Here is a 21,837-nt window from a genome sequence, read left to right on the forward strand (position 1 = left end):
ATTGCATCCACCAGCAGTGATGCGTGCTGGTGGATTATTTGATAGATAATGTATTCTTCAAATCACTTAAGGCTTCAAAATCTACAGTAAGATGTCTAATCCATGTGGGAAGAGATTGGCCACTTTGAGCGCTAGTTTTACCGATAATATCACCCACACCTCTACGTTTAGCGTCAAATTCAGCAATCAAACTGCCATCGGTGGTTTTTGCAAAATACTTAAGACGCTGAATCTGCTCAGAGTTCAGGTGAGTAGGTGAGTACATCGTCACATGACCATGACCACCCTGCCTTACAATCCTGCCTCTTAATTGGTGTAATTGAGTCAAACCAAACCTTTCTGGATGCCAAACGATCAAGTTCTTCAGTAAGGGTAAATCGATTCCTACTTCTATTACCGTTGTAGCAACTAATATGTCGGCCTCGCCATTAGCAATAGCCCTTAAACTTTCAGCATTTTCTTCAGGCGTTCGTTTAGAGTGGACATAACGAAGCTTGTCGACTCCGAAATATTCAGACAACGATTCATAAAGATTGTCGACACTTTTAAAACCCTCCATCGCATCAGAGTCAGTCGTTAACGGACAAACAATGAGAGTTTGAGTCTTATTTATGATCGCTTGCTTTATCATCTTAAACGTATGCTGCCTGCCCATTTCCTCCATCACAAGTTCACCCGAAAATGATTTTTCGACAAAACAGTTGGTCAAATTATACGTTTTGTAATGAGACATTAAAGTTTGAGCTACAGTCCTGGGGATTGGTGTAGCCGTTAGTGCGATGTAATGTGCGCCCTGCTTTTGGAAGTGGTCACGTTGTGAGATTCCCATTCTTTGCTCTTCATCCACCGCAATAAGATATGGTTTAAATGTTACATCGTCACGAAACAGTAACGCAGACGTACCTATATAGCAGCGACCTATAGTTGAGTCTTCAGCATTTGCCATCAATCGAACATCAGTCGAATGAGTTACCAAACGAAAACTTTCTTGAATGTTATTAAACCAGGAGGTCATTACCTTATGGGTTTGGAATGCTAGATGTTCTGTCGGTGACAATAAAACACAATCTCGACCTGACGTAATTACGTGATAAATAACTAACGCAATAACAGCAGTCTTACCAAATCCTACATCACCGTAAATTAACGATTTCGTTGTCAAATCTCTTTGATAACTTGCCAAAATATTAAGGGCTATTTTTATTTGCTCTTTAGTTGGTTGGAAGTGAAGGCTTTTTACGCCATCAGCAAAATGTTCCAAACACACTGAAACCGGTTCGATTGCGTATTGAGAATCGTCGCCTTTATAGTTTTGAACAATAGTCGAAGTGGCAAGAACTTCCAAAGCTTGCTTTGCGCGCACACATGAGTGATCGAGGCCGATATGTGTATCAATGATAAGCTTCTGTGGATTATCGTATTTCGGTTCAATATTTAACTTACGAATTAAAGATTTGTATTCTTCTAAGTTTGAAACCCTTAAATGAGCAAAGAGCTTACTAACCGCCGCTTTTCCTATTTTTTTATTTTGGATAGCGTCAATGACCAACTTAGGGATGTGTGTTGATTTAATGCCTGAATATGCTCCGTATTCACGCCACATGCCATTCTTAGGTATGGGGTTAATTCTTACGTCTTTTAACTGATATACGTCGCCATATAGCGTTAGAACGCCGTTAAGAGAGATGACATTTCTGACCTTGGCGCTCATTAGGATTGAGTTTTGTAAGTTTTTAAGATCTGAAAATGTAGCAACTGCAAGCTTGGTTTTTTTCTGAGAGTAAGCTAGGTACAAGTCGGCTGTTAGATAACATACCTTTTCATTTGATGTTGGTCTAATAATTACACCATGATTTTTTTCAGCAATCATTTCCACATACACCCGCGTTTCAAGACGGTGTGAGAAAATATCTCTCCTTTCAACTATCTGCGGCAATGGATCGTGAATTTTAATCGGCGACTGCAAGAGCAATTCCGCTAAGACTTCCTGTGATTCATTCAATTCATCATCTTGCGATAGGGGAACTGAATAATCAGATGTGTCATCGTTAGTAGACTTGCTATCTAGCAAGTTTCGCAACTTATCCCTAAGCATTAACAAAAACCTTTTCGTTATAATCTCGAATTAAAATAATCAACCAATTAAAGAACAAATGCAAGCCCAACCCCCTGCTAGTGAAGACTAAAAGCAGTAATTTTTCATACTTGAAAGTTTGTTAGTCAATTCAATTTACAATGATAATAGAAATGCTAATTTTTATTTATAACAAAATCACATTGACATGATTTTGTTATAGTTGTATTATTTAATCTCTTACTAACCACAGGGGATAAGCATGACTCTTTCTCAATCTCTAACCGCTATAGCTGTCGCGTTCATAACCGTTTTTACACCGCTATTTTTGAATAAAAACCGTTCTGAATCAGCTGACGAAAAGTTAAGTAAACTAAAAATCACTCTTGATATAGCTAAAGACTGCCTAACGCTTCTAGAGATCGAAAAAGAGCATGTAGAACTTCATCGTATTCATAACCCTACAGCAGAGGGAAGCAAGTTAAAGGTGCGAAATGACGTTCACCTAGTCTACGGTCGTAAACCAAGCAAACGCTGCACACCCTCTCGATTAGAAACTGTAATTCAATCGCTTGAGAAACAAATTAAAGAGTTGGAGAAATAGCATGAGTCATCAAATTGAAGTGGGGAAAGTATCTCTAAAACTGAACAGTAACTTAGGTGAAGACTTTTACGTTGTGTATCAATTGGCTGGCTGTAACAACCTAATTGATGAGTGTGGGAGATTTTCAAGGTCTTGGAATATTGTTGCGTCTGGTTTGAAGAAAACCATTGCTCCTAAAATTGAACGTTTAGCTGAAATTGCGGAAAGTGGTGGGATTCAGCCGATGAAGGGACGACGCTCAACTGCTAAATCCTACATTAAGGCTATGAAAACGCGATTAAACAAATCGACTGATTACGTAAGTTTTCAAAAAGCAGCACCTATTAGTAAGTTCATGGGACGCGTTAACTTCATTATGCAACGTTCATTTGCAGAAGATAATAAAGACGCTCTAAAAATCGTTTGGTCGCAATTCCTCACAATAGAGGATGTTGCCTCGATGGAATACAAACGCTCATATAAATGCCCAACAGATCAACCTGAAGATTTGATTTACATGATTCTGGATTTAGGTAACCCGAAACATGCGGATTTTTTAATCAGCATTCACAAAGATATACCTCTGGAACTATATGACATTGAACTATCACTAATTGACCAAGCTGATGATATAGACCACGCAATTTTTGAAAGCATTAAACACATCGACAAAACAACAGTTTCAACTCAATAACAAGCCACTGTGCTACCGAATTTTTAAATTTATCGAAAAGAGAAAAAAATGCAAACTAACGCTATTGTAACTAGGCTAAAAGATCTAAATGCTGCATATCGAATGGGTAATCCTTTAGTGAGTGATCACGAATATGACTTGTTACTTGAATCACTTAAAGCTGAAGAACCTACGCACCCGTACTTACTAACCGTAGAGCCTGAAGTACTTCATGGTCAAAAGTACCACCACGAATCTCCAATGTTGAGCACCGACAAGGCTTATCTTGATGAAGATATAAGCAAATGGATTAAGCGTATCAAATCAGCAGCAAAAGATGTTGGTATTGCTATGCCAACAATTAGGGCAACGGCAAAACTAAACGGCGTAGCTTGTCGCTATAAAACCCTACCACTGCTTGCAACTCGTGGAAATGGAAATGTTGGAAACGTAATCACCCATCTTCTTGATCATGGTCTGATTATCAAAGGGGACTCATCAATAGACGGCGTTGGTGAAATAGTAATGCCCCAAGCGTATTTCGATATAAATCTTTCACATATGTCTCACCCATTGAGTGTCGTTATTGGGATTGTTAATGCTAATAGCCTAAGTGCAGAATCTAAGGCAACTCTTTCGAATGGCGGTGTTCATCTAGTTCTATATAAAGATATGAAAAACATTGAATTGCCCCTTAATGAATTTTCGCTGACTCATCAACAAGTAGAAAATACCATTCGTAATGAGTGCATATATCCTATCGACGGGGTTGTATATGAAGTAGTAGATCCTGAAATTAAAGAGTACCTTGGAGCAAGCAGCCATCATAATCACTGGCAAGTGGCAAAAAAACAACGTGGGGAAGGTGTTATTTCTACCGTTGTTGACATTACATATCCAATTGGTCGTAGTGGCGTCTTAACACCACTTATCCATATAAATCCGATTGAAATTGACGGTTCAATGGTTACCAAGATGACAGGCCATTACGTTGGGAAATTACTTGAAAATAAGATCGGTATTGGTGCAAAGGTCAGTGTAATTAAAGCAGGTGAAATTATCCCAAGCCACCAAAGCACGCTTGTAGGTTCAGATGACGCGAAACTTCCTCTTCACTGTCCTCACTGCGGATCTTCGATTGATAAGCGTGATATCAGAGTTGTGTCAAAAGAAAATGGTAAAACGAAACTGGGAACTAAGAAAGAAGCTAACTGGTACTGTTCAAATAATGAATGTGTAGGTAAGGCTCGTTCAAGCATTATGTATCATTTCGAACTCGTACAAGCACAGCAGTTTGGAAGAGCTACCGTGGCGAAACTGGTTGCTGGTGGATTTGATAACATCCAATCAATATATTCGATGACAATATCTGATTACATGTCATGTGGGCTGGGGGAAGGCCAAGCAAATAACATCATGGCTGAACTTAAACGCGTTCAATCAGAACCTATGCCAGATTATCGATTAATCGCTTCATTAGGAATAAGTACACTTGGTGAGCGTTCTGGAAAGCGCATGTTTACCGAATACTCAATCAATGATATTCACAACGTAACTGTTTCACAGCTTAAAAGTATCGAAGGATTTGGCGATAAAACAAGTGTTTCTGTTACTCAAGCTCTAACTCAAAGCAATGCACTACCCTTTTTATTGGATACTTACGCTAACGTGATCGTTCATACAAAAGAAGCAATCGAGGTAAAAGAAGCTATTTCAGCGGCTACAAGTGTAGGTGGGAAAAAAGTTGTTTTCACTGGCACATGTTCTGTACCAAGGCCTGAAATGAAGCGAATGGCAGAGTCAATTGGATGTGAAGTGCAAAAAAGTGTCGTCAAAGGAACGGACTACCTAATTTGCGGGGACAAAGTTGGCCAAAAGAAAATTGAAGCAGCAGAAAAGAAAGGCGTTAAAGTTATCACTGAAGCTGAGTTCCTAACACTCATTGATTAAGTAGCTATGTAGAAGCATCGATAAACCCAAGGTGATTATGTCGCCTTGGGTTTTTTAATTTGGAAGATATGAAGACGCTCACAAATCACGAATCGTCGATGATTTAATGTTTTATTCTTAAATTGAGGATTTGTCATTTCATTTACGAATCGTTAAACTAAGCTCAATATGTTAAGTACACCTTACTACTTGGATGGCAAAAATGGATAATAGTTCTAAATTACATAGCAGATTAGCTACGTGGGTAAAGCAATCCCAAGAAATCAAGCTTGCCAAAGAAACCAAAATTTCTGAAAAGCATGAGATTGATATCTTTACTCCTAAATTCAATAAGGCAGCACTAGCCCTAAACCTTGGCTTAACAAACGAACACATTGATAGTGCCTGCAAAGCTCTGGAAGAAAAAGGCTTTGTCATCCCAAGAAAAACAAATTCGGTTCGCTCTCCCTATGAATTTGATGTGGAAATGTGTCGTATGATTGCCGATGAATTGGGAATCAAAACCATCAAAGAGAGAACCGGTAAGAAAAGTCGAGTTATAGTTGTTCACCAAGGAAAAGGCGGTGTAGGAAAATCAACTAAAGCCGACGTTCTATCATGTGAAGCCCACTTTGACTTTAAAAACCGCCCTCGAACGCTCCTGCTTGATGGTGATACACAAGGTACACTTTCATTAAAATCGAATGAAAAGCTTAAAGCTGTAGATAAAACGATGACCGATATTATGACTGAGAACTTTAAACTCAGTCGCGAGGAACGCCTAAAGCCCGCAAAGCAAGCTGAATTAAAAGCAAAACTTGAATCCCTAATGCTCGATCATAAGCTAAACACCATTAAGATTTTGCCATCTTCATCAATGGATAAATTCTTCACACTGCATTACAGCAAAGAATTTGCCGAAGCATCCGGCATGAATGAAGCGAAAGAGCTAATAATGACCACCTTTAAGGACTGCATTATTGAGCCATTACTTGATTCGTTCGACCAAATTATCGTTGATACCAGCCCCGATACAAACGTCCAGACAATGATGCAATTGTACGCGGCAACGCACGTAATTGTTCCAGTAACAGGCCGCTCGACTGACATCGAAGCATTTAAAGACTTCTTTAAAGTGCTCGAAATGCTAGGCAACACATTACTACCAGATGATTGCGGCATATTTGAAATGCGACCTTTAGTGACTTTGCATCGCGAACAACCTGCCGCTATAGAAACAAACGCCAATAAAGTACTAAAAGCGATGCCTGATCACTTTAAGACACGCATTAAATATTCTACTGCGTATGAAAAAGCAAGTGATTTAGGTGTGTCTTTACACTGCTTAGATACGAGCACCGTAGCGGTTCGTAACGCTCTAAAGTTAACGAAAGAACTATATCAAGAATACCGATTTTGGTTAGGATGGGATGATTAATCATGGATATTTTTAAGGAAATGAAAGATAAGTCAATTCTAGTTCAATCACAAAACGAATCTGACGAAAGCACAGCTGAAAAGAAGCGAAACATGAGACTTGCTTCATTCAAAAATGATAACTGCAATGTACTAAATGCAGCCAAAAAAGTGCTGTCGGAGTTCCAACAAGATTTCGACCTGCTGGAACTGCTTCGTGAAATGGGTGTGGATACGTCCAAACTATCCAGCAGATCTCTCAAAGATGGTACTGAATTAACGTTCAACTTAAATGAAAAAGAGTTTGTTTGCGAATACAAAGAGTTTGTTGGTCGTGAACAGATACTAGCAAATACTACAATTGCTTTAGAAAATGACCGCAAGGGACAGTTAAACAAAGACAATCTCGGCAAGCTTTACAACGCCGTTGTCTTAACTGGCGGTAATGTTCAACCAGGCTTTGCTAACCAACCGAAAGGCGAAGACGGTAAGTTCGAAATTCTTGACTCTCAACGCCGTCGAGAAGTGTGTATTTTAGAAAACTTAACCTACAAAACATTTGTATCTACAACACCGATGACGAACATTGAAGCGAGGAAGTTGAGCAACATACTGCAAAACACGCACAAACCCCTATCTTTCATTCAAAAGGCCGACGCACTATATCAACGCTTCGTAGACAATGCAGACAAATCATTAAATGAAACCAATACGGTCGAAGAAATATTCTCTTCATCTAGATATCTGGTTCAAGCTCGAAGCTATATTTGTATGGGAGAAGAACCACTCGCTTTTTTGGTTGAGTTTCTAGGGAAAGACATCCACAGCCTCTCCAATTCAGAATTTATCGATCTCATCGCAGCTCTTAAGCCCATCTTAGATGAAATAGAAAAGCTAGACGATGTTATGGCGCTCAATAAAAAGCTCAAAAGCAAGAAGCTAGAAGGAACAGTAGAACACACTGATAGTTTAAACGAAATTAAAACCATTCAATCCCATTTTATAAAGAAATGGGAGGTTATCGGCAAGTCCATTAAGTCAACTGTTAGTGAGGCCTTAAACAATGCACCAACAAGCGGCCCCGTTAACAACGTCAAAAACATCGCTAAGGTTCTAAAGTTGAGTGTGATGGATGAATGCCAACAAGCTAATAAAGTTAAATCTCCATCAAGACCAAAGGCTCAGAATTTAAAGCTGGATGGTGACAAGCGAGAAGCTAGTATTCTTCGTTCTGGGTCAAGATCCAAGCCATCGTTAACCATTGTTCTAAATGAACATAGTAATGATGAAATGCTGGACGCTGAAATGTTGATATCATCCGTTCTTACCGATAATAAGCTAAAAGAAATCGTCAAAGATTACATGAGAAAACAGTGAGACTCGGATGGCTAACAGCCTAATAAAAACCAAAGGGCATTAATAAATGCCCTTTTTTATGCCTAAAAAACGTCTACCTCTCTACGCCACGCCACGCCACACCCCTACCCTGCCCTAAATACCTGGTAACAGAATTTCTACATTTACATTGAAACATCTGGCTAATAACCGACAAGCATGGGGTATACTTCATGTTTAAATTACTACGTATAAACCAAGAATTAAGCAACGATATAGCTGACTAAACAAATGCTCAGAAGCAACTATCACACGCCAAAGGATTTAACATGTTCCAATCAATCAAATCGAGACTTTTCGCAATAGCTCTATTACCAGTCATCATTTTATCTACTTCTATTCTTGCCATGGTTAAGTACAAAACCGACACAAGCACGGCAATACAAGAAGATCTAACACGAACTCAAATGATGAACATTAAGCGCAATGAACTGGCCAACTACGTTGAACAGGCAGAAACAGCAATATACGCTATGCTCGCGAGAAAAATGGGAAAGGAAGAAATCATCCAAATAATTAAGTACATGAAGTTTGGCCAAAATGGGTATCTATTTGGTTACTCTAGCCAAGGGATCAGGAATTTTTCTGGCTCCTCTGACGAAGGGGTTGGTGAAAACTTCAATTCAGCTAAAGACACTAACGGTAACTTATTCATTAAGCAGCTAATAGTGAATGCTAAACGTAAAGAGTTTACTGAATATTTCTTCCCGAAGCCTGGGACAAATATACCACTACCAAAATTAAGCTATTCAACCTACATCTCTGAATTAGACCTCGTTATTGGCACTGGAGTTTACTACGATGTAATTGAAGAAAACATTCAGGTTTTGAGCGAAATCTCAGCTGAAAATGCAAAAGATATATTTTTTACTCTTACACTCGAAACTATTATTTCCTTAATGCTATTGACCTTCATCATCGTCTATACATCCAAAAGCATCCTTAACCCCCTAACCGACCTGACATCACGAATTGCAGAGTTTGCGAACGGTGAAGGCGATTTAACACAGCGAGTCGAATCTTCGAAACTGAAAGAACTCAACGCTCTCAGTAAAAACTTCAATGTGTTCATAAAAAAATTAAACGACATTATTCGCTCCGTGAGCAATTCTAGCAATTCCGTAAATTCCCATTCACAATCAATCCAGCAAAAAACGAATAAAGTTGATGGGTTAATTAACCACACTAATGACGACATCTCACAACTCGCGACAGCAATGGAACAAATGTCTACAGCATCAAGTGAAATTAGCCACAACGCAGCTACCGCAGCTCAGAACGCAGACGAAGCACTAAAACATGCAAGTACTACGCTGGCTACTGCAGATAGTGGCATTCAGAGTATTCGATCTTTAGTAACCGAAATTGAAGCAGCAGATAAAGTTGTTAAAGATATGGACAACCATGTTGGGTCGATAACACACGCCCTTGGTGTTATTAGTGAAATTGCAGAGCAAACCAACTTGCTCGCATTAAACGCTGCCATAGAAGCAGCAAGAGCCGGAGAGCAGGGGCGAGGATTTGCTGTTGTGGCAGACGAAGTACGAAACCTTGCAAGTCGAACACAATTAAGCACAAGGGAAATTGCTGATGTCATTGAGCAGTTAAACTCAACATCTTCGCAAGCTGTAAATGCTATGAAAATAAGTGCTTCTATAGGTGTTCAGACCATTGAAAAATCGAATGCCATGCTAAATTCAATTACAGAAATCTCTCAGAGTATTGAGGAAATAAATGCAATAAATACTGTATCTGCAACAGCAACCGAGGAGCAAACTTGTGTACTATCGGAAATAAAAGACCGTATCGATGCAATTTCTAAATCAACACAAGAAACGGCTCATTTATCAAATTCAAACAATGACTCAAGTAATAAGTTAGAGAACGAGGCCAAGATGCTAAAAAAAATGGTAGGAAAGTTTAAAGTACATTAACAGCTAAAGGTACCTGCCCTATCTTCACAGTGAATATTGGGGATTATCAATAACTTAGAAATTGTAGCGGCTTCTGATTTAGAAGCCCTTTTATCAATTATCGGTAATTATTTCACCATCAATTTACGTTATGATAATTTCGGCGAGTCCATTTGGAAGTTAATTTTCTTTGCTTCACCTGTTAACACGTTAACTGAACTTATTCGAATTGAATCTGGGTACACATTCTTCGAAAATCGATTAGAAAGAAACTTCAGTAAAAATATCACCTGTATGAAAAATGACTTCACAGCCGTAGGGTGAACATCCTCAACGATAACTTTCAAGCTACCAAGTGGGTTTTTCCAGTGCGATCTTCGTTCTGTAACGGCAATAATTTTCTGAAAGGTTAACCCTCCAGTACCAACACAAGGTTCGTAAATAGTATCCATTTCACCATCAACATTTATATCCGACATCATCAGCGAGCAAACCAACTTAGAAACATCGCTGGTGGTCGGAAAAAAAGCATATTGACTGCTTGTTCCTTTACAGAACTCACTAAACAATAGTGCCAATGGATCATGCTCCTCTCCAGTAATCATCAATACAGCTAACTGGTGGGAAAGCATAATTGAAGCTTCCTTAAATTCATCCGTGATAAGTCCTTGAGGTACAGGATATAAGTCCGAGTGCAAATAAGCCCAGTGATCAACAAACTGCACCAAGAAAGGTTCAACACCCATTTCGTACCGCATTGATTCAACAATACGTCGACAAGTATTAATACTGCTCATATTATTCACCGCTAAACTCCAATAAAACAGCATATGCGAAATTGCAACCGTCGAAATCATCCAAGGAAAAAGCATAAATTGAATCAGGTGAAGATATTATCTCTTGCTTCAATCCTTCGGATAAAGGCTGAGTGCCATCTTGAATGAGTCTCACATGCTTCATTGCTGGTTCATTCACCAAGTACAAACGTACATTATCTAAGAATCGAGGGTCTATAGAGCGTACTACTATTTTTTGCCCTTTCATTTGATTGCCTTGAACCCATGCTTTGAGGAAGGTTCTGAGCTTTATTTGCATATCAGGACAGCGTAACGCCCCTAAATCAAATTCTTGTATGTCCATGGTGAATTCCCTATCTATTAAACGAGGTCTAAGGTTTGAGGAACACGTAACTTCGAACAAAGTAATCGACCTAGATTCATTTTTACGGCTGAATCCTTGTTAATTTTAACAACACGCTTTGAACGCAAAGTAGATTCGTATGAAATGCCTTTTGTTAGCCATAATTTGTCGTCTAGTGTTTCTAAAGGTAAGGAATTTAACTTATCTAGGACGGTGTAATCTACTGGGCCGGACTTCCCTTCTTCAATATGATTTTCAAAGACTGACTTGGCTAACTTTGCCACTGCATAAGCAAAAATAGCTTTGTTGAACACAAGCTTATCGGAACGTTCTTTCCAACCTTCATTGCCGAGAAGTTCAAGCGGTAGTGTGTTAAACAGGTAAGAAATTAAATCGCGTGCCGTTGAAGTTAATGACGTTTCGAGGGAAGGTTTCGAGACTAGCAAAGTATTCAAATCTTTCTTGCTGTATCCAAAAAAAGCCAAAATGAAATCGTAAAATTGAGCAAACGTCCATAGCTTCGATTGCTTCTTGGTTTTTCCGTGTAAAGAAATTAAATCCGCAACATCACAATTCATCTTTTCTATGTGAATTTCAAGCAAGTCATTCATGATTCGACCGAGCGGAGTTGATAAATCAAAAAGAAGCGAGGTGGAAGATGATGGCTTTGAACTCGTACCATTGAAATCAGAAAAATGCTGCCTCACAAATTGTCTTGATTCCCAAATGGAATTAGTGTGAGTTACAATCAGTTTAAAGCCGATTGTAAAATCTCCGAACTCAGCTTTAGAGTTCTGCATTAAGAGTCGATTGTTCTCTGTTCTGCCCTGACCATCGGAAACGATACGAGAGGTATCTGCAGGGATTACAGCTCTTACCATCTGGCGATTACCTACGGAAAATTCCTCTATCACATCCAAATCACATATAAAGATATTCACACCAGGCAAAGACGTATCTTTCCTACTATTAAAGTATTCCGTCAGCCCTTTTACGCGTTTAGAATCCACATCTCTTTGTGATTTAAATTTCTCATCCAATTCATCCGAATTAGCTTCCACACCAAAATGCTCAGACCACTCTTGATAAAGCATAATTCCTTCATAAACATCAGATTTTTTTGAAATGCCCTCTTTTGCTTTAAAAAGAATTAGCTCTAAATCTTCGCCTATTGGTGAAACCAGGTTTTGTACTGGTATGTCGATTGCTGAATCGCTCATTGCACTCACTCCAAAAATGCATAATTTGAGTTACAATATACAAAATAAACATAATCGTCAAATGTAATTTTATTATAAACACAATGAATTTCGAAATTTAAAAGCAATCAAGGCCTAAGATAATGGGTTTTGACCCAATAGTTCACAATTTAAATTTATTATATATTAATTTCTAATTGCAATTTATTGATCGATAGATCATATTTAATGAAGACGAAATAAGAATTCTCGGTGAATTATGATTGATTTATTTGATAGAACTGGAAAGCTGAATTTAGTTAACGTGGTTGACAGCAAGCTACGTGAACGACACATATTTCTGCATGGTCTATTCATTGATGCAGTTAACTCTGTCATAGAAGCGCTAATTGACGGCGCTGTGTATAGCGTTCCACTTAGTCACGGAAAAGATAGTAGTTTGACATTAATCATCGTTTTAGAAGCATACAAGCGTGCTATAAAGGCAGGGTTAATTGAAGCTGATAGACCACTCATATCGTATTGCACGAACACTAAGAGCGAATCAATCATTATGAATATGTTCAGCTCATTTGCAGGAAAAAAACTTGTTATGTATGCAAAGGAATCAGGCATCAACCTGAACTACCAACAAATATCACCACAACTTAGTGATGAGTTCTTTATCCGTTGGGCTAGTGCTTCAAAACTTATCCCATCCCCACTTAGAGCTGGTGACTGCTCTGTGATACTAAAAGTCGGGCCCGCCGAAAAACACTTAGCCAAAGTCTTATCTAAACTGCCTAATAAATTCAAATCAGTCCACATAGCTCTGGGTAGTAGAAATAAGGAGAGCTCTCGAAGATCTGAAAACATGAATAAAATGCAATTAAGTAATAAGATCGTGAAAATCGAACGATCCGGTATTGCTAAAAACCTATTTCAAGTGGCACCTATTGCTGAACTGACGAATGACGATGTATTTGAATTACTTGCTTTGATTGGTGCTCACCCAATATCAAAATGGACAATAGACGTAAACATTGAAAGCTACATGAGCAATTTTGGACTCTTGTTAGAACTTTATGGCAATGGTTCAAATGATGTTTGCGAGCTTGTAATTGGTAAGACTCAATCCAGTTCTTGTAGTGGTACTGCGAGGTTTGGATGCTTCACATGTACAATGTCAAAATACGAAAACTCTGGAATCGAAACAGCAAAATACCCAAGATATAGTTTATTGGGTGCCGAAAAAGCACTTCGCCTAAGAGATTGGCTATTCAGAATTGGTAACACAAACAATAAAAACCGAGCCTTTCACGCTAAAGCTTATGACGAAGTAGGCCTTAATCGCATATTACTTCAACCAAATATCTTAAAATCTCATTTTTTGGAGAAAATTATATGGTACGCATCACAACTCACTGCTGATTCCATCAAAGCTGCAAAAGACTTCGCTGAACATGTAGAAAATAACACTTTAGAACAACATGAAGGTTATTCAGACATCCTGAACGATCCCAATATCGCTCAAGCTACGAAAAATGAATTTTTGGACATGTACGTATCCGAAGCACAAATCCCACAGTTCAATGTTTTCAGCGAGCGACACGCAATCTTACTATCCGCTAAATGGGCTATTGACGGTATAACAGCTCTGCCATACAGACCCTTGAAAATATGGAAGATGGTCACTGAGCAAGGTAAATCACTTTCATGGCCTAAAACCCACAATGAAATTGAAGCCCTTGGTGGAAGAATAGAGTTGGATAGAACGCTACCCAATCCTGTAGCTCTAAAAACAATGCATGAGAATACGAATACCAATATGGACTTCATAAATATGAATACCCCGCTGATTGAGTATTTTAGTCTGCCTCAACATTTCCTAGGTGGTTTAGTTGAGCAAGATATGAATTGTTCGATTAAGTCGACCTCTAAGGAATCAATAGATCTAAATGCCTCTTACCAAGCATACCTATCTATTGATGATAGAAAGGAGGGTGAAATCATAGGGTCTATTCGCCTAGATTCAAGAAGCGTATACATACGCCTGAATAACATACAAATCTCAAACGTCACATCTCCTCAATCTAACTTATCTATGAAGCTAAAAGACAACATCAAGGCAGAGTTAATTAACATTGCTCACTCAAATCTAATTGATCACTTCGAGCACTTTGATGACAAAACACGTCACATGTTAGATGTTGAAGTCATGGAATTACTGAACAAAGAGGTGCATGCAATAAATAGCAACGCGGGGAAAGCCTCAGTGAGCATTCCTTACTTAAAACCAATAAAGGTAGGGCAGGTAGCAAGAACCTCACCAATCAAAGTTTCACGCATAAAGGAAGCATCACCGAGAGTCATCTTGAAAAAGAAAAATGGGATCATATTCGGAAATTCCAGAGTGCGTTCATATCCTTTAAACTTAGAACCTATTCTAAAGGATAGAAGCATTCTTGATATAAAGGTTCTTAAACCTCATTTTGAGTCAACGCTAGAGTCAACCTTGATCAACTATCAAGCAACCATCAATAACACAACAGATGACATTCTCAACGTATTGAACATCGATGTAGACAATGAATTATTTAGCCTTTGGAAGTGGAACGGTGGTATGGAAAGAGCGTTGAGGCAACATGATCACTACCTTGAGTTTTGGATGAATTCTCGATCAGAGTCGCCAGCATACCGGTTCCGTAAGTTCAATGGCTACCAAGTCATTACTGATTTATTTGGAGAAGGCGGTTTGCAGGTTAAATCAACATATAAAAAAGTTTTTATAGAGCACCTTAAACGAACGTGGCTATTCAATGAGATAGGTGCTTACGACTTTGCTAACTCTAAAATCTCTGACTTAAATTCGCACCCAGATGTTGTAGACATGAAAACTCACAGGGATGACAAAGCCAAAATCTTGATCAATGTAAGAAAAATTCGAAATGAAAAGCGTAAAAAATACAAGCCTATGATGGACGGAGTAGGGCGCATCAACTCTGTAGCTCAAGCTGTTAAAGATTTTATCGAAATGAACCTCGACTACTCAAGAATGCATATACTTTGTGGCTTTGACGCAAGAGCAAATTGTGTGTTTTTCGATAACCCTGCCACTCTCAGTCAGAGAGAGTCAACATATCGCACCTGGTTATTGATGTATCAGGATAAGTTCGTCGATATCGACACCTTAATTGAATGTTTGATTGGTCGAAAAATAGCGAAAGAAATTAAAGAAAGCAAAGAATACCCACGCTTAATGAAAGTGGTTAAGTCATTAAAGTTTTCTAGAAAACTATTAGAATCGGTGGAAATCAAGAAACACTATGAAGCAGCAATTGAGGACCTTTCTAAATTTAATGAAAAGCTCACGGCCATCGGGCACTCTAAAGCTGACCTGGAAGTTTTAAAGAGTCAGTATTCAGCTCTCATGATTAAGTACCATATCGATCCAGAAAAATATTTTAATTTCAATACTGAAAATCGCCAAAATAAGCAAAATTTGGCTCACCGTGTTATTTCGATTATCGATCATTTAAAACTAAGCACTGAAATGGCTAATGTGGCCGAGATGAATGTGTCAAAGTTACTAGAGCAAAGCGGTAAATACGGAGTAAAAAGTATGAGCTTAGAAGATAAGCTATTGGCTGTAAGTTAACCCTAGCTTCACAGTGAATATAGGGGGTTTTCAACAACTTAGAGTGATAAGTCAGAGTATTAACAATGTCCCTCTTTAAAAAGTTTCAACCTTTAAATTTGCCTGACGACACTAGCTGCGAGCAAACATTATTATGTGAAAAACTCGTTAAAAATTAGGGCATTAACGCACTGACTAAGAACTTAAAAGTGTAGAGTGAGATCAACAAAAGAACTCCTCCATGATCATAGATTCTTTGAATGTACGTTATAGATAAACAGAAAATTCAAACCTCAAAGGAATCAAAGCGTCAGTAATGGTGAATGTAGTTGGATTTCTTAGAAATTATGTTGAGCATGGTTATATTTTTGAAAAATCCAACTTAAAAAAGTTAGATTTATTGAAAATGTGGTAATATCAAGATGGAATTAGAGGAAATCCATCTTTGAGGATGTTGGTTTTAATAAAAATGCTTAACCAGTTAAGTTGGTAGGTTTAGAAAAGTTCTCAACCAAGATTCAACTGTCAAAATAAACACTAGCATTTAAACCGGAAATCACAATAAACCAATATTTAGTTATGATCAAGTGAAATGATCCATTTGCTGATCAAGATCGATAAACTCCATACAATCTAGCCATAACGGAACTTATCTCATGAGTAATAGATCAGACGATAAAACTGTATTAATTGAATTAATTGACAATGATGAAAAGAGCGAGTTGGTTGAGCACTTAAAGAAGTACAACTACATACCCGAAAAAATCGCAACAACCATATTCAACGATATTTTTCTTGACACAAAATCAACTAAAACTCTAGCGTCCAAAATTTACGAAGAAGGGGCCGAAGGGGTTGAAGCTTACATTTTGAAAAAGCATATGTATGGGGGAATTGTAGAAAGGCCCTGGTTCAAACGTCCAGATGTGAATTTTGAGGCCATCAAAGTTGATGTGTATCAGACATCATTATTTACTGAAGACCGCTCACTCCTCGAATACATGATTTTGACCGGGAGACACTTACCTAAATATCTCATCGCTGACATGTCGGTGCGTGATCTTTTGAAGTACATAAAACTGTCTTCTGAAAAAATCAATGAGCCATTTAATACCGACCCTTCCTATTTACCTCGCAAAGTTCGCTCTCGATTAGACATGAAAATCTTCTCGTCTGATGAATGGCAATTCTACGTCGTAGACATGAGGGTTGTTGCAAAGCTCATGGGGAAGGGGACTTATAATGCTAAGACCAGGGAACGTCTAGTCGCGCAATTGAACAACTTAAGTTCAGCAGAGATAAGATATCAACCTATCGGTGGTGATAACCACTTCATCGATGAAGATACATTCAAATTCGTTGACCACCTTTATTTGCCGATTATCAATACCGAAGATTCTGGGTTTATAAAGAATAAAAATAGAATTACCCCGGAGTTCTTTACTCATCAAATAATTGGGGTATCAAGGTTTTATGTGAAATCTCTCGCTAAGAACTCCGCAATAACTAGAGAAAAGTTTTCTCACTTTGCTCAAATCCCCATTAAACAAAATGTAGATGATTTCGTTAAGAGCTTAGCGACACATACAACGCAGTATTTATGTAAACATGATTTGTATTTTTGGTTAATGGATTACTACAACAATAAAAGCTTAAAAGGTGGCACATACATAACTACAAAAGTACTACGCACCCTTAGAACGCTTACAGATAGAAACGTAATTCATCACGTTGAAAAAATCCTCAATGTAACATTTGAGGTCCAGTACGATTCGAAAAGCTTAGCATGTAACGCAATCATTCGACCTAATAGCAAAAATTAATGAGAAAGACATGAGCAAACTGATCCAGCTGAGCCTTAAAAGGGCTTCGATCAATAAACAAAAACCTAGCGATTTCGTCCTTTATGGATTGCAAAAAAAAAGAGTTGGCTATCTTATTGGACTTGGCGGCGTAGGGAAAACCGACCTTTCCATTTCGATAGCAACAGACGTAGCGCTCGGCACCAATTTTACTGGTTTGAACTGTAGTTCAAATCCGCCGTTGAAAGTCCTATACCTTGCTTATGAAGATGGCCACGAAGATATCGAGGAACGAATTCTAAATAAACAAGAAAATTTTGCATTATCAGAGATAGAACTTTTAGAGCAGAATTTTTATCACTACAGCGAAGAGATACCATTAATACCAAAAACGACAGCCGTTTATCAGCACAGTCTGGAATTATACGAATTGATCGAAACGGCCAAAGATTTCGACTTATTGGTAATTGATAACGCTAGAAACTGCCTTTCTGGTCAAGATGACATAACTGGTGACATAGAATTCAACATTGCTTCCAATTTTCTGGCCAAAGAAGCTGATATTGCAGTACTAGTTACTCATCACATCACTAAAGCTAAAGAAAGTAATGTCGATGAACTAACAAGTAGTGGTGGTAGCGGCTTTTCTGCGTCACAGTCGAAAAGCAAATTCATACTTCTTGCATATAAGGTAAATAGCTCTTCACATGCTATGAGGTCCAGTTCATTAAAAAATAAAAAAGACCAGATACTCGTTCGCCATTTAAAAGCAAACAAATTACCTCCAAAAGATCAATATTCAATAGAAAGCCCCCTCATTCTTCAGACCTTAAATGGCAACCTCTTAATTGATGAAAATAAAGCCACAAAGCGCACATCAAAAAATGAAGATAACAATCCGCTAAGTAAGGTTAAGGGTACAACTAAGACCAAAGCAAGTATCTCTAAGAGCATTCCTTTTTCAGAGAAACTAGACGATAAAGACGCAGCTCGACAAGTTGCAGAAGAAAGCCTGTTAAATACACCAACCACGAGCCAAGCAGCCAAGCAAGACAAGATGCTTGGTTTAGATAAAGAAGAGGAATTCATACCCAGAAGCAAAAGGAAATGAATTATTATTTCTAATAAATCCAACTTAAGCCAAGTTGGATTTTCTAGAAAGATTTACTAAATTTCTAATAAATCCAACTAAATTTCTATATGGTCTAACATAAAAGGTCGGTTTTAGTTGGATTTTTCAAAAAATTAGACTAAAAAACACCCTCTCTATATATCTCTATAAAGAGATATAACAAAAATCATCTCACACTAAATTTCGAAAATTACAACATGAGATCAAGAGCTGCAGTCAACAAGTAGACTGCGAGTTTCCGTCACTGTTGTTTAGCTACAAGCTAAACAACAGTGCCGCAAACTACAGTTTTAGATCTACGATTATGATTAAGATCCAGTTTAGATCCTTTTTTGGATCTTTATGATGATCGCCCTTTAAATGCTTCTTAAAGGCTGTTTTAAAGCGTCTTTACCAAAACCTTGAATCTACTATTCAAACACCCCCATTGGGCCTTACGTTGAGTAATAGGAGGCCGTAGCATACTTATAACGCACGGTTTTGATTGGGGTTTGCGAGGGACGAGGAATATTCAAATCAAAATGCGTAATTTCAGTGGACTCAAATAGGAGTGCGGCCACTGAAACCTTGCAATATTCGCATAGAAATGAACTAAGTTATCTTAGAGGGGAGGGCTATTATAAATGCTCAGTTTAAAGATTGCTTTAGCTATCTAAACGACTGAACTAACTCTAGAGAATTTATGTTTTCGAACTCTTGAGCACTTCGGTGAGACTCAATTTTAATGAATTGCTTAATTTTATTTGCAATCATGCTATCTGTTGGCATTTTTACAACATCATTTAAAAGTGAAGCAAACACATATTGATTGTCTTGACCCCACTTCAAGTTTAATTCATCTAGGGTTAAATTTAGCAAGTAGTTTTCAATGCTAATACTGTTATTTAGATGAATGTTAAATGCATCTCTAGCTTCGTCAACTGTATCTTCTGACCTCAATATAGAATCAGGGTCCTCTCCATCAGGAAGGATTGTAATAACGATTTTACGATTGCCGGATAGGGCGGCACGGGATTGCTTAACAGCTCTTTTTGAAGCCTTAATGCCAGCCTCATCACCGTCAAAACAAAAATGCAAACAATCCGTGTATTGAAATAAACGTTCAATTTGATTTTCGTTTATAGATGTTCCCATTGTTGCTACAGCCGTTTCATATCTAAATTGATGCAATGTCGCCACATCCATATAACCTTCAGTAACCAACACTCGATCAACTTTTTGTAGACGATTTAGCAAATGCTCGCCAAAGATTACTTCATTTTTGTGGAATACTGGAGAGTCGGAACCATTCAGATACTTAGGGCCATATGCTTCATCATTGATCTTGCGACCACCAAAACTCACAATGTTATTATCTAAATCGAATATTGGGAAAATTACACGACCTTTAAATCGGTCAAATGAACCCTTCTCATTGCTCTTAACAACCCCCCCAAGTTCTAATAAGACCTTAATTGTTTCTGTCAATTCATCATCATTTAGCGAGTAACCAATGGATTTCTTCACCTTATCTCGCCAAACAGCGTTCTTACTTTGGGCTAAGAGCTGCGTAAAGCTCGATGGTGAATAGCCTAATTGGAATTTATCTATGGTTTCTTCATTAAAGCCTCTACTTTTAATGTAGTTAATACCATCAGGGGCTCTATTCTTAAAATGATACTGATAATATTCAGACGTCAGCTTTAAAGCAGTCAGTATTGGCAACTTTAAAGCTACATTAGAAGTGTTTTTATTAACAATTACATAGTCAGTCATCTTTACCTTACATACCATTTTGGATGAATGGGTGAACTATTTGGAAGTCATGATCGCTTTCACTCATTATCTCCATAGAGTTCAACTCAGTTAAAGCTTGTTCAATTTCATCTTCAACATCTGCTAGAACTATCTCCAAATCATTTGCATATGAAAATACAGTCGCATAACCTTCACATTCGAGTTCAAAGCCTTTAGCGGCTGCTTCGTTTCTATCAGTAATAAAAATTACAGGAGGTAAATTATCGGCTTCTATTTGATCTTCAATATAACCAAAGTTAGGTGCTGGAGCCCCTAAGTCAGTTCCGAAAACAACGGTATGTACTTCAAGTTCTAATTCTTCAGCTTTTAGAAGGGAATTCCTAATTGGGTTAGTAAAATCGGTACCACCACCACCGTAGTCCATTACTTCATCGATAACTTCGGCTTTGTTTTCAGGAGTTAAACTCCAATATACGTCTTTAACATCCACATCGGCAGGGAAAAGTAATATCTCGGAGAATCCAGAGGAAGGGTCATTTAGGTCTACCGATGCCAATGCTTCAGTAAATAAATCACCGATAAACTTCCTATTCATTGAGCCACTTGTATCAATAAGGAAGATTGCACAACCATCCTTCTGCTCAGAATGGTAAAATACTCCGTTATACATACTCGGAATAGAAAAGTACTCATCTATCAACTCTTCTTCTGTGTATTGCGTATCCCAAGAATTACCAGGCTCCATACTCTCAGAAACCGCTACCTTCCAAGAAATCTTTCCTTCGTCACCGAGTTTAGTTTTTTGCTTATAATAGCCGCCTCTCGTTCCCGCTGTAGTTTCTTTTTGCTGATTTTCATCAAGTCTAGAATGAATAGTATCCATTTCCTGACCAACCTGCTGAGCTCTTAAAGCATTTTCAGCTGAAATCGCTTCAATTTCTTCAATACTTCTTTCTTTGAGGCGTAAGCGATCCATTGTAGATTCACTTAATCCAGCTTCTTTAGCTGCTTCAACAACATCATTATTATCAATAGTATGATCATCAACAGTTGATTCACCTAAGCCATCACGCAATTGGTCAACAATGCTTCTTGCCATTTCAGGGTTGTTTACATGCTCCTTTGCTTGTTGGTCATCGCCTTGCTGCTGCCCTTGTTGGTCACCGCTTTGCTGTTGCCCTTGTTGGTCACCGCTTTGCTGTTGCCCTTGTTGGTCACCGCTTTGCTG

General features: G+C 38.2%; 15 protein-coding genes. 9 read left to right on the forward strand and 6 right to left on the reverse strand.

Annotated features, from left to right (window positions below; all coding sequences use genetic code 11):
• Positions 1 to 34: 34 nt before the first annotated feature.
• The gene (locus tag AB4513_RS00165) at positions 35 to 2,095 is read right to left on the reverse strand and encodes a helicase-related protein (RefSeq protein WP_102257416.1); all 2,061 of its coding nucleotides are present in this window, start codon (positions 2,093 to 2,095) and stop codon (positions 35 to 37) included.
• 241 nt (positions 2,096 to 2,336) lie between these two features.
• On the opposite strand from AB4513_RS00165, the gene AB4513_RS00170 reads away from it, so the two are divergent.
• The 6 genes from AB4513_RS00170 (at position 2,337) to AB4513_RS00195 (ending at position 10,004) form a co-directional block, all read left to right on the forward strand.
• A complete protein-coding gene (locus tag AB4513_RS00170) occupies positions 2,337 to 2,678 on the forward strand; it encodes a hypothetical protein (RefSeq protein ID WP_102257417.1) in 342 nt (113 codons plus the stop codon).
• A 1-nt stretch (position 2,679) separates the two neighbouring features.
• Complete coding sequence (locus AB4513_RS00175; RefSeq protein WP_102257418.1) at positions 2,680 to 3,351, forward strand: hypothetical protein; 672 nt, start codon at positions 2,680 to 2,682, stop codon at positions 3,349 to 3,351.
• 48 nt (positions 3,352 to 3,399) lie between these two features.
• Positions 3,400 to 5,280, forward strand: coding sequence for a BRCT domain-containing protein (locus tag AB4513_RS00180; RefSeq protein WP_102257419.1), 1,881 nt, complete (start codon positions 3,400 to 3,402; stop codon positions 5,278 to 5,280).
• Between the two features lie 202 nt (positions 5,281 to 5,482).
• On the forward strand, positions 5,483 to 6,697 hold the full coding sequence (locus tag AB4513_RS00185; protein ID WP_157936391.1) for a ParA family protein: 1,215 nt from the start codon (positions 5,483 to 5,485) through the stop codon (positions 6,695 to 6,697).
• A gap of 2 nt (positions 6,698 to 6,699) precedes the next feature.
• Complete coding sequence (locus AB4513_RS00190) at positions 6,700 to 8,052, forward strand: hypothetical protein (RefSeq protein ID WP_102257421.1); 1,353 nt, start codon at positions 6,700 to 6,702, stop codon at positions 8,050 to 8,052.
• Positions 8,053 to 8,339: 287 nt separating this feature from the next.
• Entirely contained in the window at positions 8,340 to 10,004 is a 1,665-nt protein-coding gene (locus AB4513_RS00195) for a methyl-accepting chemotaxis protein (RefSeq protein ID WP_102257422.1), read from the forward strand.
• Between the two features lie 128 nt (positions 10,005 to 10,132).
• Here the strand turns inward: AB4513_RS00195 and AB4513_RS00200 are convergent, their stop codons facing one another.
• From AB4513_RS00200 to AB4513_RS00210, 3 genes are read right to left on the reverse strand one after another with little or no spacing between them, the layout of a single operon-like run.
• Positions 10,133 to 10,780: a hypothetical protein gene (locus AB4513_RS00200; protein ID WP_102579726.1), complete on the reverse strand. Its 648-nt coding sequence runs from the start codon at positions 10,778 to 10,780 to the stop codon at positions 10,133 to 10,135.
• 1 nt (position 10,781) lies between these two features.
• Positions 10,782 to 11,123, reverse strand: coding sequence for a hypothetical protein (locus AB4513_RS00205; RefSeq protein WP_102257424.1), 342 nt, complete (start codon positions 11,121 to 11,123; stop codon positions 10,782 to 10,784).
• A 17-nt stretch (positions 11,124 to 11,140) separates the two neighbouring features.
• On the reverse strand, positions 11,141 to 12,343 hold the full coding sequence (locus AB4513_RS00210; RefSeq protein ID WP_102257425.1) for a DGQHR domain-containing protein: 1,203 nt from the start codon (positions 12,341 to 12,343) through the stop codon (positions 11,141 to 11,143).
• A 238-nt stretch (positions 12,344 to 12,581) separates the two neighbouring features.
• Here AB4513_RS00210 and AB4513_RS00215 point away from each other — a divergent pair, with 238 nt between their 5' ends.
• From AB4513_RS00215 to AB4513_RS00225, 3 genes are all read left to right on the forward strand, one after another.
• Positions 12,582 to 15,959, forward strand: a complete 3,378-nt coding sequence (locus tag AB4513_RS00215) for a hypothetical protein (RefSeq protein ID WP_102257426.1) — start codon at positions 12,582 to 12,584, stop codon at positions 15,957 to 15,959.
• Between the two features lie 635 nt (positions 15,960 to 16,594).
• Positions 16,595 to 17,761 (forward strand): hypothetical protein, encoded by a 1,167-nt coding sequence (locus AB4513_RS00220; protein WP_102257427.1) that lies wholly within the window; start codon positions 16,595 to 16,597, stop codon positions 17,759 to 17,761.
• Between the two features lie 10 nt (positions 17,762 to 17,771).
• Positions 17,772 to 18,851, forward strand: a complete 1,080-nt coding sequence (locus AB4513_RS00225; RefSeq protein WP_102257428.1) for an AAA family ATPase — start codon at positions 17,772 to 17,774, stop codon at positions 18,849 to 18,851.
• Between the two features lie 669 nt (positions 18,852 to 19,520).
• On the opposite strand, the gene AB4513_RS00230 is transcribed toward AB4513_RS00225, so the two are convergent.
• Together AB4513_RS00230 and AB4513_RS00235 are read right to left on the reverse strand one after the other, a co-directional pair.
• The gene (locus AB4513_RS00230) at positions 19,521 to 20,627 is read right to left on the reverse strand and encodes a toprim domain-containing protein (RefSeq protein ID WP_170962713.1); all 1,107 of its coding nucleotides are present in this window, start codon (positions 20,625 to 20,627) and stop codon (positions 19,521 to 19,523) included.
• A 7-nt stretch (positions 20,628 to 20,634) separates the two neighbouring features.
• A partial coding sequence (locus AB4513_RS00235) for a hypothetical protein (protein ID WP_372098479.1) occupies positions 20,635 to 21,837 on the reverse strand: 1,203 nt, incomplete at its 5' end.

This window comes from Vibrio sp. 10N.222.54.E6 (genome assembly GCF_041473955.1).
Lineage (GTDB): Bacteria > Pseudomonadota > Gammaproteobacteria > Enterobacterales > Vibrionaceae > Vibrio > Vibrio tasmaniensis_A.

Excerpts from the sequence above, each read along its gene's own strand:
- AB4513_RS00205 (WP_102257424.1), bottom strand. The coding sequence starts at position 11,123 with ATGGACATACAAGAATTTGATTTAGGGGCGTTACGCTGTCCTGATATG.
- AB4513_RS00170 (WP_102257417.1), top strand. The coding sequence starts at position 2,337 with ATGACTCTTTCTCAATCTCTAACCGCTATAGCTGTCGCGTTCATAACC.
- AB4513_RS00225 (WP_102257428.1), top strand. The coding sequence starts at position 17,772 with ATGAGCAAACTGATCCAGCTGAGCCTTAAAAGGGCTTCGATCAATAAA.
- AB4513_RS00180 (WP_102257419.1), top strand. The coding sequence starts at position 3,400 with ATGCAAACTAACGCTATTGTAACTAGGCTAAAAGATCTAAATGCTGCA.
- AB4513_RS00165 (WP_102257416.1), bottom strand. The coding sequence starts at position 2,095 with ATGCTTAGGGATAAGTTGCGAAACTTGCTAGATAGCAAGTCTACTAAC.
- AB4513_RS00195 (WP_102257422.1), top strand. The coding sequence starts at position 8,340 with ATGTTCCAATCAATCAAATCGAGACTTTTCGCAATAGCTCTATTACCA.
- AB4513_RS00175 (WP_102257418.1), top strand. The coding sequence starts at position 2,680 with ATGAGTCATCAAATTGAAGTGGGGAAAGTATCTCTAAAACTGAACAGT.
- AB4513_RS00200 (WP_102579726.1), bottom strand. The coding sequence starts at position 10,780 with ATGAGCAGTATTAATACTTGTCGACGTATTGTTGAATCAATGCGGTAC.
- AB4513_RS00210 (WP_102257425.1), bottom strand. The coding sequence starts at position 12,343 with ATGAGCGATTCAGCAATCGACATACCAGTACAAAACCTGGTTTCACCA.
- AB4513_RS00185 (WP_157936391.1), top strand. The coding sequence starts at position 5,483 with ATGGATAATAGTTCTAAATTACATAGCAGATTAGCTACGTGGGTAAAG.
- AB4513_RS00230 (WP_170962713.1), bottom strand. The coding sequence starts at position 20,627 with ATGACTGACTATGTAATTGTTAATAAAAACACTTCTAATGTAGCTTTA.
- AB4513_RS00190 (WP_102257421.1), top strand. The coding sequence starts at position 6,700 with ATGGATATTTTTAAGGAAATGAAAGATAAGTCAATTCTAGTTCAATCA.
- AB4513_RS00220 (WP_102257427.1), top strand. The coding sequence starts at position 16,595 with ATGAGTAATAGATCAGACGATAAAACTGTATTAATTGAATTAATTGAC.
- AB4513_RS00215 (WP_102257426.1), top strand. The coding sequence starts at position 12,582 with ATGATTGATTTATTTGATAGAACTGGAAAGCTGAATTTAGTTAACGTG.